Raw genomic sequence first — 12,890 nt, 5'->3', positions numbered from 1 at the left:
ATTATATCCTGGAAACTGACACTGTAATCAGAGAAGCGTTTAAAGAAGATTTAGAGTTTTGTCTTCGAGAATTTACCGTTGAAGAGTCAGAGTATGCTATTTGTGAAACGATTATTTTTCCGCTCTTAAAAGAAGTATACAGACAGTATCGAGATAAATTTACGCTGTGGAGTCATAAACCAATAACCTATGATCAACAGCTTACTGGAATACCCGATTATATTTTAGCAAAGCGGTCTCCCCTTGGCAAACAAATCTTTGAAAATCCCTATTTTGTAGCTGTAGAAGCTAAAAGCGATGCAGCGCGGTCTTGGGGGTTCCCCCCATGAGCGACTGCATCAAGAAAGGATGATTTTATTAAGGGGTGGGGTCAATGTTTAGCAGAAATGGTGGCAATTCAAAAGCTTAATGACCAATCTGAGCAAACTATATTTGGAATTGTTTCTAATGGTCAAGTTTGGCAGTTTGGTAAACTCAAAGGTAATCTCTACACTAGAGAAATTAACAATTATACAATTTCTGATTTAGAGAGACTTTATTCAGCAATTAATTATGTATTCAGTCAATGTGAACTAGAACTTGAAACTCAGCAATAAGTAAGATAAAGAGCGACCAATTATCCCATAAGTTTTGAACATGCAACTCAGAACAGGGAACTCATAACAGGAATCTTCCCTATTCCCAGCCCGTAGCGCTATAACTAGCAACTTTCGTTACTATACGGTTTTGCGTTCGCGTAGGGTGGCTTACGGCCAATCCCATCAGCTGGCCCGTTCACAACTCCCATCTTCGAGATCAAGACTTCGACTTCCAACTCCAAGCCCAAGTAGGACATTTGCCATCACGGCGCTGGGTTGGGGGATTTGACTGGTGGCTTCATGCTGGTGCAGTAGCAAGGAAATTAGCGCAATGCAACATTCTTTAGAAATAGTTTATACAAAATTCTCTCTCTAGGGAAGATAGTATTATTTAACACATTCGATCAAGGTAGTTCACTATACTCTTGTCACCCTCATCTGCTTATCTGTTAATCTCCCACGGCAGTCATGACCTGCGTCCCCAGCGGGCTATGGCACAATTGGCTCAGTTGCTGCGAATTCGACTAGCCTTTGAGCAAGCTAAGGCTACAGAGACAATCTTACCGACAATCTCACCACAGGGCAGCAGTGGTGACGGTGATCTGTTAACAGCTAACGGTCTTTCCAGTCAACCTTTAGGTGCGACCCGTGGCGAATTTAATTCGCCAAGGTCAAGCGCACCTTTGGTAGGTACAGCAACTTTAGAACTAGCTGATTTACCCCTACATGAGCAAATTGTCCGATTTGCTCAGCTGGCTAAAGGTGCTGGCTGTCAGGAATTGAAACTATTGCCCCTATTTCTATTGCGGGGAGTACATGTCATGGAGGATATTCCTTGGCAAGTATCTCTAGCGCAACAGAAATTAGGTAGTGAAATGGTGATTCATCTACTGCCTCACTTGGGAGCTAATCCAGCTTTGGTGAGGCTGTTGAGAAATCAATGGGCAAAGCTAGATGGCGATGCCAAGATTTTGTTGTCCCATGGAACGAGCCGCCCTGGGGTTCAAGAAGAAACGGGGGCTGTAGCTAACCAGTTGGGGGCTGTGGCGGCCGACTGGTCAGTACAGCCGTCCCTTTGGGAGCAGGTCTCTATAATAGCAAACTCTGGAGCAAAAAGGATTGCCATTTTGGCATATTTTCTTTTTGAGGGAAGAATTACCGATGCGATCGCACAAATGTTACTGGAGATACAGCAGAAGTTCCCTCAAGTGCAGTTGAATCTCGGAAAACCAATTGGGGTGAGTGAGGCATTGGTTGATTTGATTATGGATGGGATTAGGTAGAAATGAACCACGAAGACATCAAGGACGCGAAGGTAGTGAGCAATCAATGTTTGGGTAAGGTGTATTTGGTTGGGGCAGGTCCTGGAGATCCCGGATTAATGACCTTGAAGGGAAAGGGGTTATTAGAATTTGCAGATGTGGTAGTTTATGATGCCCTAGTCAGTCCGCAAGTGTTGAAGATGATTAATCCCCAGGCGGAACAGATTAATGCCGGAAAGCGCAGGGGTCGTCATTCCATGTTGCAGCAACAGACAACTCAGCTGTTGATTGAAAAGGCCCACTCTCATGCCGTGGTGGTACGGCTGAAAGGGGGAGACCCCTTTGTGTTTGGTCGTGGTGGTGAGGAAATGGGGGATTTGATCGCGGCAGGGGTGCCAGTGGAGGTGGTACCAGGGATAACTTCAGGAATTGCAGCACCAGCGTATCTGGGAATTCCATTGACCCATCGGGATTATAGTTCTTCCGTCACCTTTGTAACAGGTCATGAGTCAGTGGGCAAATATCGACCTCAGGTGAATTGGAATGCGATCGCAAATGGCTCAGAAACCATTGTGATTTATATGGGAGTTCATAATCTGCCTCGGATTGTCACCGAATTGTGTGAAGCAGGATTAAATTCCCAGACACCAGTAGTGCTGATTCGCTGGGGCACACGACCTGACTCCGAACAGTTGGTTGGAACCTTAGAGACCATTGTGGCTCAGGTTGAGGAAACACAGTTTTCTGCTCCTGCGATCGCAGTCATTGGTAATGTGGTCAAGTTGCAACAGCTTGAAGGTTTTTCACCGTTGAAGGTTGAAGGCGGTTGAAGGTTAAGCGGTTGAACGTTAACTGGTTGGAGGTTGAAGGTTGAAGGTTTAAAGTTAACCGGTTTAAAGTTAACCGGTTCAAGCTTAGAACCTGTAACCTGTAAGCTGTAACTGGCTACCTGTAAGCTGTAACTGGCTACCTGTAACCTTGGCCTTTCGGCCACGCTACGGGAACAAACTCTAACCGAAGATATTGACATCTCCCCTGGTTGAAACACAGGGGATTCTAAAAGGTTGTTACAAGGCTGGTTGAAACCGAGCCTCTCCACTCCTTTTGCGATATGATTTTTTCAGGGACTTGAAAATGTCATATCGGTGTGGAACTGTCAAAAATTCCCTACCCACCTTGGCTAGGTTAAGACCTAGCTGTGTGGCTACTTTTCGGGCTATGTTTGCAGCACCGTTGCAGTCAGCATTTACTAGCCAGCCCTTAGAGGTTTTGTAAAGTCCTCGTCTCACTCGTTTTCCCGACGGTGTCCATCCTTTGGGTTTCTCGCCATGTTTTGGGAGGCTGTCGTCGTCAAGGTAAGACGCTTTACTGGTGTACGCTTCCTCGGTGATTGTTAACTTTATTCCATATTCAAAGGCAAGCTGTTTGAGTCTTTCAATTAACCTTTTTGTGGGGATAACTACGAAGTTTTGATTGCCCCGCTTACCCATATTTAATGAATTTTTCTGACCTTCATTCCACCCAATTATTAAGTTGCCAATCCGATCATTTAGACACCGATTAACAATAAATCGAGCAGCCTTGTTAATGGCATCCCGAATTTGGTTGTTGCGCTTCCGTTGAACTCGATCTAAGTTCGCATCCCAATAAAACTCGGGCTTCCCGGCTTTGTACTTAGCAACTAGCCTAGCATAACCCTGGTTCAAAGACTTGAGCTTTCGACCATCAATAATCAGACTTTTCCCATGGGTCGAAACACCAGTCAGCCAGTTATCACCGCCGTGATCAAAACTCCATGCCTGGGAATAGTCTAGGTTTGGATTCTTTTCTATCGGCTGCTTCCCATCATCGATCACCCAATCGATCCAGAGTTGTCCTAGGTACGGACGGACAGTCACTTCTTTAACCCAATCTGGATCTATAAAGTCTGGTGGCTCTAAGGCAATTTCAGTAAGTAACTCTGCTTTAGACTCTTTGCTAATCGGAGGGTAAAACAAGCCATTTTTATACTTAAGCGGCTGACGAGGAAAAGTGACAGGTGCTAGCCCACCTTTCTTGCGGTACCTGAGTAATTTAGGTTTATCAACTTGACCTTTATAATAGAGACCGACCAACTGGTTGTAACTAGCAATTGATTCGGCTACAGTTTTGAGACTTTGCTGAGCTGATTGAGCCGCCATTGCCTTGTAGTGAGGATTGCTTTTCAGCTCCTTACATAACTCTGGGTACTTAAGTGCGCACTTATAGGTCTTCCAGCCGTATCTTAACTCATCACCGCGCCAATAAGTAGTGAAAGCCTCGGGTTGCTGCTCTAGCCAACTATAATGCTTTTGCTTGGAGTAATATACAGCACAATTCCATAGGCTGTTAGCTTGTTCGCATTGAAACAACCAAAAAGCCTTTTCTTCCTCTAAAAATGTTGCTCTTACTGGAATTGTTTTGTACATTTACTATCACCTCCTTGCTTCTATTATAACTTATTTGAATGGATACGGCGGGTTAAAACCCGTCGCGTCGCGTTTCCACCCCTACGTGCGAAAGAAGGGGCTATCACGCTCCCGGATATTTTGGTATCTTTGATCGTAACTTAAGATGAGAACCTAATAAAGTTACGATCAATCGATCAATTTTAAAGAAAATGGAAAACGATCATAAATCAACGGTGATCATTACAGGGGCCTCCTCGGGAGTTGGTTTGGAAGCCGCCAGAGCTCTTGCCAAAACCTGGGGATGGCATGTAGTGATGGCTTGTCGGAATCTTGATAAAGCTGAAAAAGCTGCCCAAGAGGTGGGAATACCAAAAGATAGCTATACAGCGCTATATATAGACTTAGCTAGCTTTGCCAGTGTCCGGCAGTTTGTGAATGCTTTCAGAGCAACCGGCAGAACCCTCGATGCGTTGGTGTGCAATGCTGCCATCTATCTGCCGTTATCAAAGGAACCGTTACGAAATCCCGACGGATATGAATTGAGTGTTGCTACCAATCACCTCGGTCATTTCCTGCTGTGTAATCTGATGCTAGAGGATTTGAAGAATTCATCCTCTTCCCAGCCAAGGCTAGTGATTGTGGGAACTGTTACTGCTAATCCCAAAGAATTGGGAGGAAAGATTCCGATTCCAGCACCTCCAGACCTGGGAGACCTCAAGGGTTTTGAAGAAGGATTCAAACCCCCCATCTCAATGATTAATGGCAAAGCCTTTAAATCTGGCAAAGCTTACAAGGACAGCAAACTCTGTAACATGCTGACCATGCGAGAGCTGCACCACCGCTATCATGACTCTACCGGAATAGTTTTCAGCTCCCTTTATCCAGGATGTGTTGCTGAAACCGCTCTATTCCGCAACCACTATTCCCTGTTCCAGAAACTATTCCCATTGTTCCAGAAAAACATTACTGGAGGCTATGTGTCCCAGGAATTAGCAGGGGATAGACTAGCAACAGTAGTTGCTGATCCTAACTATAATAAATCCGGTGTTTACTGGAGCTGGGGTAATCGACAAAAAGAAGGTCGTAAGTCCTTTGTTCAAGAAGTTTCTAATGAAGCCATGGATGATACTAAAGCTAAGCGCTTGTGGGAATTGAGCGAAAAGTTAGTTGGACTACGGTGATGTTAAATGTAAGCATTCAGCTGTCAGCATTCAGCTGTCAGCATTCAGCTGTCAGCCTTGGCCTTTGGCCACGCTACGGGAATGGCCTTGGGCTTTTCCCTAGACTTTCAATTCTGATTAATCTCAAACTATTAAATTCTACCTTTTGAGGTTTATGTTAAGCTGTTCGCGTAGCGTGAGCTTTAGCTCACGGCTGACAGCTGACAGCTGAATGCTTACAATGAAAGACATTAAACAACTACTCCAAGCTATCTACTCTAAAGACTTGGAAGAGAAAAAAATTTGGTATTCTTCTGTGGCAGAGGCTTACGACCAGGCCAGACCACGCTATCCTCAGCAACTGATTAACCGTGCCGTGGAGTTAGCCCAACTTCCTGCCGATGGGATCATTCTTGAAGTGGGATGCGGTCCGGGCACTGCTACGACAGCATTTGCTGACTTGGGCTTCTCTATAGTTGCTATTGAACCGAGCCAGGAATCTTGCCAGCTAGCGCGACATAACTGTAGCCAATATCCAGCTGTAGAACTTATCAATAGTACCTTTGAAGAGTGGGAGCTAGAAACTGGGAAATTCCATGCTGTGTTAGCAGCGACTTCTTTTCATTGGGTTTCACAAGAAATCCGGTATCAAAAAGCAGCTGATGCTCTAAAAGACAATGGATTTCTGATTTTGCTATGGAATACGCCTCCTCAACCCAACCATGAGGTTTGCCAACTGTTGAATCAGGTCTATCAAACTCACGCTCCCTCTCTGAAACCCTGTGAAGAGATAGAAACTCATCAACGGAACCTCAGCAAAATTGCAGAAACTGTTATTAATTCCGGGAAATTCCAAGACTTAGTATCGGAACAGTTGGTGTGTGACGTTACCTATAGTATTGATAATTATATAGCGCTTTTGAGTACTTTGTCACCTTATATAGCTTTAAACCCTGAGCAGCGAGAGTCTTTGTTTCAAGGGATTAAAGAAATACTAGACCTAGAATTGGGCAATAGTCTCGAAACTTCCTATCTCTCTGTTATTCAGATTGCTAAAAAAATATAGTCGTCAGCTATCAGCTATCAGCTATCAGCTATCAGCTATCAGCTATCAGCTATCAGCTATCAGCTACGCTGTAATGTTGTTTCTCTTGGGTTAATATGGCAAATATTCTTGTTTAATGCCATTGGTGCTAGAGTGATAAAAGGTTTCTTCGCTTACAAACGATCCCAATGAGCAGCAGTCTGAATATCGAGCTAACCGATAAACTGCGCCGCTATGTTGATATGCGGGCAAGCGATGATGATGTCTATGGAACCCCTAGTGAATACATCCGCGATTTGATTCGTCGGGATATGGAGGACTATTTGATTGTTTCCGACATCATCCAAGGGTTACGGGAAATTAGGAATCAAGAATTTGTCCCGGAATCCATCATCGATATTTTAGAGGAAGATAATCTCGATTGTGGCTAGGAAAAACTATGTTCTCACCCCCACAGCGCGGCGGCACTTACGGGAAGCTAAACCATGGTCACGGGCCAGATGGGGCAATGAATTAACAACAGAATCGCTGCTTTTATTCGTATGGGGAGGGATATTCCGACGCTACTGAGTAAACATGCCGTCACCTTAAAAGAGGAGCTTACCGAACTCCGAAAAAGTAGTTTGAACGAGAATTAATTACTTCTGACGATCAAAAATAAATTGGCTCTCCTAGACTGATTATACTAAATTAGTAGTTTAAATTAGCGATTACCCCTTAAATAGCAAGTAATTAAATAAAATAAAAATACATTTTTTTTATTAAAACTTCGCTTTTTTAAATTAATTAACCCCTTGATTAGTAAAGGTTATGACGATTATTTTATACTAATTTATCCTAGCCACTCTAGGAGAGCAAAATACATTAGAACGTGAATTATTTATTCATGCTAAATCGCGCTCACGAATCTTATCCATAATCTCAGGAAACGTGAGCAATTTCACATTTTTGTCACTTAACCAGTCTTTATCATAAATCTGATCTAAATAGTTAACACCAGTATCTGGTATTACAGCCAGAGCTGATCTGATGTGAAGTCGGTACAGATAGGTTAGAGCAGCACTCACCAGCACTCCTCCAGAACCGCCGAGTAATATGCCAGTTTCTTGTGCAAGCAGGTGACACATAGAAATGGCTTCCTGATCGCTGATTTGACATCGATAATCGAATACTGAAAAATCAGTGTTTTGAGCGCACCATCCTAAACCGATACCATTCACTAAATACGGTTTAAAAGGGGTGCCAAATATAGCAGAACCTTCAACATCACAAGCTAATACTTGCACTGATGGGTGATTGTTTTTAAACCATCGAGCGATACCACTTAGATGTCCACCTGTGCTAACCGCTCCTACTAATAAGTCAAAATCCAAATGACTGATTTCAAGAGCTGTGTGATTGCAATGAAATGCGGGATTATCAGGATTATCATATTGATTAGGCCAGTAAGCATTGGGATGGTGTTTTATGATTTCCTTAACCCGTGCAATACGAGCCTGTTGGTATCCTCCATGTTCATCTGGAGTTGTCACCATCTCAACTTGTGCTCCATAAGCTCGGTACAAATTAAGATTTTTAGTGCTTACTTTGGGATCAACTACAATGATCACCTTAAAATCCATCGCTGCACCCAACATTGCCAGGGCTTTGCCTAAATTACCCGAAGTTGACTCAACAACAGTTCCCTTCGGTTTGAGTTTTCCCGTTTCCAAGGCAGCTTGAATGAGTCCTAACGCAGTTCTATCCTTGATACTTAAAGTAGGGTTGAATTGCTCTAACTTTAGATAAAGTGTTTTTCCCTCTGGCAAAAGTCGATGCTGTAACGAAACGATCGGTGTGTGACCGATTGTTTCAAAAATATTATTAAATACCTGTGTATGCATCTTGTCCATCTGTTGAACCTCGTGATTTTGGGTTAGTTTACTAACCATAGGTCATCTAAAAACAGGCACTTATCCTAATCACAATTAGGATTAACCTAGAGCAATTAAGTTCTGAATACTATAGTTAGTGAGCAGATGATTATCCTCGTTTCCAATCAAAATTGGGTCTTCAATATGAAGCGCACCAAACCCAAATTCGTAGAATGGAGTTTCTACAGAAATGACCATACCAGCCTCAATACGTTCTGTTTCACTTGGTGCCAGAATAGGACGTTCGTAGGGTTCTAATCCAATACCATGACCGACATGATGTCTGCGATATTCTCGAAAACCGGCTTCATGAATAGCAGCCATTGTCAAATTAAACACATCACCTCCTGTCATACCGGGTGATATTTCTGAGATGGCGGTCTTCATTCCTAAAGCCAAGGCATGATAACGTTCACTAGCGGCTGGGGATACTTCACGGTAAGCGTAAACTCTGGCAATATCTGACCAAAATCCTTGATACCATGCATCGGAATCGAACCATAACAAATCTCCAGGGGCTAACCGAATGTCTTCTCGTTGACGACGTTGCCCACCGACTGCATGGCGACCAATTTTTACCATTGTTAAGGATGGATAGGCCCCTTGTTTAACCAATGAAACTTCAAATAAGCGAGAGATTTCGGTTTCTGGTATATTCTCATAAAGGTTATCCAAAACTTCTGCGATCGCACGCTCATTGATCTGGGCTGAACGAGTTAACTGCTCAACTTCATAAGACGTTTTAACACGACGGACAAAGCGTAAAATCTCAGAAGATTCAACAAACTGAGCTTTAGAAAACATAGACTTCAGCTCTGCCAAAGCAATGTCTGAAAACCCATTTTGATCATATCCTATTCGACTACTCTTTGCATTTAGCGCAGTCAGTAAAGCCTCAAGAGCCTGGACAGGAGACTTGTAAGCATCTTCAACAATCGACCACTGCTGTAACAGCTTTTCCTCATCGGTTAAAGCTGTTTCCGACAGGTACTCTCGGTAAAAGCGGCCATAACAATAAACTTTACCCAGGGGGGGAATTGCATCAAGGAGTTGGTCAATTTCTCCGATAGAATGAACAACATTTACCTGGTCCGGGTTGTCACGAGTGATCACTACATAGCATTGCCCATAGTAGGGATTCAGTGTTTTAATGACCGGATTAAAACCCGTTAGATAAAGAATATTTTCGCGGGTAGCCGCTATGATTATATCCAAATAATGGTTATCTAGCTGTTGCTTTAAACGTTCAAGGTTGTAAATCATATATCAATAACTATTTAATCATTTCATTATCCTTAAATTTTAATCTTTTTCAATAAGTAGGCATTAATTATTGGAAAGACAATAATGAAACCCCCCCCATTGCATATCACCCTCTTGATAGAAATTAATCCAGGGTTCAATACTTTTGAGTGTTTTGTCTATTGCTTCTTTTGAGATTTGTTCAATTATCTCTTCATAACGTTTCAAAATCTCATCCCTGAATCGAATGTAGTGAGTGCTAACATGCCTAGAAAGATCGATAACTTGTATTTCTTCAAAACCTAGTTCTTGTAAAGTTTTTTTATAAAAGTGAAAGGATCCAGCGTCTTTGATTTGCAATCGATTAAACGCGGGCTGTAACTTCTCTGGCGAACAATCATGATTGCGTAAAGTATCTGTAAAAATGAGTTCTCCCCCAGGTTTCAAGATACGGCGAATTTCCGAAAGAACCTGACGGCGGTTACCACTGTGTACCATTGAATCCTGAGACCAAACGATGTCAAAGGAGCGATCGTCATGGGGAATATTTTCAAAGTTACCTTGCTTTACCTCAATTCGGTGATTCAAATTTTGAGCTTGGTTCATTTCCAAATTCCGTTGATTTTGAAGTTCACTTAAATTGAGGCAAGAAACAAAACAACCATATTTTTTGGCCAGATAACGGGCTGTGCCCCCATATCCTGCTCCCAAATCGATCACCTGAGAATTTTCTCCGATCTGTTGCAACATTGTTGCCATCATGTTTACGATTCGCTGGGAAGCCTCTAATATAGAATCATCAGGTTCGAGGTAAATCCCAAAATGGATATGCTCTCCACCCCAAATCATCTTATATATCCGATCAGTCTCAATGTTATTATAGTAAGTCTCGGCAATTTGTACTGCTTCTGAGTAGCAACTATCCATACCATTTAATCCTTGGCAGCAATTATCATTTTAGGACACAGGTGTTCAAATTGTAAAAATGTCTGTACTGTATATAGCAGTCCTAAATGATTCGTGAAATATATTGGCCAAATCGTTCGCTATAACCCTTGCCCAGCAACGAGTCCAGATTTTGCTGATTTTACAAATGATTTAGGATTGCTATATTTCGTTTTTACTACTTATGGCATAGACAGTATTTTTTACCAATTCTAAAGTTGCCTATTCCCTCTTCTGACTTTCCTGTTCCCTACATCGGCAAGAAGTATACTAGATCAGGCATTGGCTAACGAATGTGCCAAAATTGAACTAAAGTAAGAAGCGATGCAGAGGTGCGACCCGTGGCGAATTTAATTCGCCTACGGAAAGCGCACCTAAGCGGTCTTGGGGAGCCAGTGCGGTCTTGGGGGTTCCCCCCATGAGCAACTGGCGTGGTTTCCCCCATGAGCGACTGCATCAAGACACTGACGTAAGCTAAAGCGCGTAATCACACCCAAGGAGTATCACTTGTGCAGTCACAATACAACCCCACCGAGATAGAGGAAAAATGGCAACAAATTTGGGAAGAGCAAGGCTTGTACCAAACCCCCACAGAAACTGACAAGCCTAAATTCTATGCTCTATCCATGTTCCCCTATCCATCGGGTAACCTGCACATGGGTCATGTCCGTAACTATACAATTACTGATGTGATTGCCAGGAAAAGCCGGATGCAAGGCTATCGCGTACTTCATCCCATGGGTTGGGATGCCTTTGGATTACCGGCAGAAAATGCTGCGATCGCTCGCGGGATTCATCCGGCTAAGTGGACATACCAAAATATTTCCCAAATGCGATCGCAATTAAAGCGCCTGGGACTCTCCTATGACTGGGATTGTGAAGTAACCACTTGCTCCCCAGACTATTACAAATGGACTCAGTGGATTTTCTTACAGTTCTTCAACGCTGGACTGGCCTACCAAAAAGAAGCAGCAGTGAACTGGGACCCGGTAGATCAGACCGTGCTAGCCAATGAGCAAGTGGATAGTGAAGGACGTTCCTGGCGTTCTGGAGCCAAGGTGGAACGGAAACTGTTGCGTCAGTGGTTCCTTAAAATTACCGACTATGCCGAAGAATTGCTCAAGGACTTGGATACCTTAACCGGTTGGCCAGAACGGGTGAAGCTGATGCAGGCCAACTGGATTGGTAAATCTGTTGGTGCTTATCTAGAATTTCCCATTGTGGGCTTAGATGACAGCTCAGATGAGGGCTTAGATAACAAAATTGGTGTATTCACCACTCGTCCCGATACCGTTTATGGGGTTACCTATGTGGTGCTAGCACCGGAACATCCCTTGACCGCAAAAGTCACTACCCCTGACCAAAAGGCTGCAGTTGAAGCCTTCATCGAGGAAGTCAGTAACCAAAGTGAACTGGAACGGACAGCAGAAGATAAGCCCAAGCGAGGGATTCCCACTGGTGGTAAAGCAATTAATCCCTTCACTGGGGACGAAATCCCGATCTTGATTGCTGACTATGTGCTGTATGAGTATGGTACTGGTGCAGTGATGGGAGTACCAGCTCATGATACCAGAGACTTTAAGTTTGCCAGAGAAAAGCAATTACCCATCAAAGTGGTGATTGTCCCAACCTCAGATGATGTCGAAACAGTTAATGACACTCCTCTAGAAGCGGCTTACACGGAACCGGGCATTGTCGTGAATTCTGACCAATTCAATGGTATGGATTCCCTCAAGGCCAAGACCGGAATTATTGAGTATGCTGAACAACAGGGCTGGGGCAAAGCCCGAGTGCAGTATCGCCTCCGAGATTGGTTAATCTCTCGCCAGCGTTACTGGGGTGCCCCTATCCCTGTGATTCATTGTCCTAACTGCGGCGCAGTGCCAGTGCCAGACCAAGACCTGCCAGTAGAATTACCAGAAGATGTAGACTTTAGTGGACGTGGTCTTTCTCCCTTGGCTCAATTAGACAGTTGGGTGAATGTACCTTGTCCCAATTGCGGTACACCAGCGAAACGGGAAACCGATACCATGGATACCTTTATCGATTCCTCCTGGTATTTCTTACGTTATCCCGATGCCAAGAATGACTCTGCTGTGTTTGATTCCAACAAAACCAATGATTGGATGGGAGTGGATCAGTATGTAGGGGGCATCGAACATGCTATTTTGCACTTGCTCTACTCGCGATTCTTTACTAAGGTATTACGCGATCGCGGTTTACTGACCATTGATGAACCGTTCCAACGTCTTCTAACTCAGGGGATGGTGCAGAATACGGCTTACAAAAATACCAAAACCGGTAAATATTTCGCTG

Annotated in this window: 11 protein-coding genes and 1 pseudogene; 8 read left to right on the top strand and 4 right to left on the bottom strand. The window is 43.6% G+C overall.

The window, feature by feature from the left end; all coding sequences use genetic code 11:
* The 4 genes and pseudogenes from F6K38_RS26485 to cobA form a co-directional block, all read left to right on the top strand.
* Window positions 1-329 (top strand): annotated as a pseudogene (locus tag F6K38_RS26485) (hypothetical protein); the annotation flags it as partial.
* A gap of 57 nt (window positions 330-386) precedes the next feature.
* A complete protein-coding gene (locus tag F6K38_RS26480; protein WP_287358024.1) occupies window positions 387-596 on the top strand; it encodes a hypothetical protein in 210 nt (69 codons plus the stop codon).
* Window positions 597-1,003: 407 nt separating this feature from the next.
* Window positions 1,004-1,861 (top strand): sirohydrochlorin chelatase, encoded by an 858-nt coding sequence (locus tag F6K38_RS26475; protein ID WP_287358021.1) that lies wholly within the window; start codon window positions 1,004-1,006, stop codon window positions 1,859-1,861.
* 2 nt (window positions 1,862-1,863) lie between these two features.
* Window positions 1,864-2,670, top strand: coding sequence for a uroporphyrinogen-III C-methyltransferase (gene cobA / locus F6K38_RS26470; RefSeq protein WP_287358018.1), 807 nt, complete (start codon window positions 1,864-1,866; stop codon window positions 2,668-2,670).
* Between the two features lie 237 nt (window positions 2,671-2,907).
* Here the strand turns inward: cobA and F6K38_RS26465 are convergent, their stop codons facing one another.
* Window positions 2,908-4,287: an RNA-guided endonuclease InsQ/TnpB family protein gene (locus F6K38_RS26465; RefSeq protein WP_287358016.1), complete on the bottom strand. Its 1,380-nt coding sequence runs from the start codon at window positions 4,285-4,287 to the stop codon at window positions 2,908-2,910.
* A gap of 191 nt (window positions 4,288-4,478) precedes the next feature.
* Here F6K38_RS26465 and F6K38_RS26460 point away from each other — a divergent pair, with 191 nt between their 5' ends.
* The 3 genes from F6K38_RS26460 to F6K38_RS26450 all read left to right on the top strand — a co-directional run bounded on the left by F6K38_RS26460 (window position 4,479) and on the right by F6K38_RS26450 (window position 6,905).
* A complete protein-coding gene (locus F6K38_RS26460; protein ID WP_287358013.1) occupies window positions 4,479-5,450 on the top strand; it encodes a protochlorophyllide reductase in 972 nt (323 codons plus the stop codon).
* A 220-nt stretch (window positions 5,451-5,670) separates the two neighbouring features.
* Window positions 5,671-6,495 carry a class I SAM-dependent methyltransferase gene (locus F6K38_RS26455; protein WP_287358010.1) on the top strand — a complete coding sequence of 275 codons (825 nt, stop codon included), beginning with the start codon at window positions 5,671-5,673 and terminating at the stop codon, window positions 6,493-6,495.
* A gap of 167 nt (window positions 6,496-6,662) precedes the next feature.
* The gene (locus F6K38_RS26450; RefSeq protein ID WP_008188112.1) at window positions 6,663-6,905 is read left to right on the top strand and encodes a ribbon-helix-helix domain-containing protein; all 243 of its coding nucleotides are present in this window, start codon (window positions 6,663-6,665) and stop codon (window positions 6,903-6,905) included.
* A 453-nt stretch (window positions 6,906-7,358) separates the two neighbouring features.
* On the opposite strand, the gene F6K38_RS26445 is transcribed toward F6K38_RS26450, so the two are convergent.
* From F6K38_RS26445 to F6K38_RS26435, 3 genes are all read right to left on the bottom strand, one after another.
* Window positions 7,359-8,405, bottom strand: a complete 1,047-nt coding sequence (locus F6K38_RS26445) for a cysteine synthase family protein (RefSeq protein ID WP_008188111.1) — start codon at window positions 8,403-8,405, stop codon at window positions 7,359-7,361.
* A 42-nt stretch (window positions 8,406-8,447) separates the two neighbouring features.
* The gene (locus F6K38_RS26440; protein WP_008188110.1) at window positions 8,448-9,650 is read right to left on the bottom strand and encodes a M24 family metallopeptidase; all 1,203 of its coding nucleotides are present in this window, start codon (window positions 9,648-9,650) and stop codon (window positions 8,448-8,450) included.
* 63 nt (window positions 9,651-9,713) lie between these two features.
* The gene (locus tag F6K38_RS26435; RefSeq protein ID WP_008188109.1) at window positions 9,714-10,556 is read right to left on the bottom strand and encodes a methyltransferase domain-containing protein; all 843 of its coding nucleotides are present in this window, start codon (window positions 10,554-10,556) and stop codon (window positions 9,714-9,716) included.
* A 527-nt stretch (window positions 10,557-11,083) separates the two neighbouring features.
* Between F6K38_RS26435 and leuS the strand changes: the two genes are divergently transcribed.
* Window positions 11,084-12,890 (top strand): leucine--tRNA ligase (gene leuS, locus F6K38_RS26430; RefSeq protein ID WP_287358005.1); only part of this gene is annotated, 1,807 nt, incomplete at its 3' end.

The organism is Moorena sp. SIO3B2 (assembly GCF_010692525.1).
Classification (GTDB): Bacteria; Cyanobacteriota; Cyanobacteriia; order Cyanobacteriales; family Coleofasciculaceae; genus Moorena; species Moorena producens.
This window is presented reverse-complemented; position numbering and strand designations above follow the sequence as displayed.

Coding starts and splice junctions, on each gene's coding strand:
- F6K38_RS26480 (WP_287358024.1), top strand. CDS start 387: ATGGTGGCAATTCAAAAGCTTAATGACCAATCTGAGCAAACTATATTT.
- cobA (WP_287358018.1), top strand. CDS start 1,864: ATGAACCACGAAGACATCAAGGACGCGAAGGTAGTGAGCAATCAATGT.
- F6K38_RS26465 (WP_287358016.1), bottom strand. CDS start 4,287: ATGTACAAAACAATTCCAGTAAGAGCAACATTTTTAGAGGAAGAAAAG.
- F6K38_RS26460 (WP_287358013.1), top strand. CDS start 4,479: ATGGAAAACGATCATAAATCAACGGTGATCATTACAGGGGCCTCCTCG.
- F6K38_RS26455 (WP_287358010.1), top strand. CDS start 5,671: ATGAAAGACATTAAACAACTACTCCAAGCTATCTACTCTAAAGACTTG.
- F6K38_RS26450 (WP_008188112.1), top strand. CDS start 6,663: ATGAGCAGCAGTCTGAATATCGAGCTAACCGATAAACTGCGCCGCTAT.
- F6K38_RS26445 (WP_008188111.1), bottom strand. CDS start 8,405: ATGGTTAGTAAACTAACCCAAAATCACGAGGTTCAACAGATGGACAAG.
- F6K38_RS26440 (WP_008188110.1), bottom strand. CDS start 9,650: ATGATTTACAACCTTGAACGTTTAAAGCAACAGCTAGATAACCATTAT.
- F6K38_RS26435 (WP_008188109.1), bottom strand. CDS start 10,556: ATGGATAGTTGCTACTCAGAAGCAGTACAAATTGCCGAGACTTACTAT.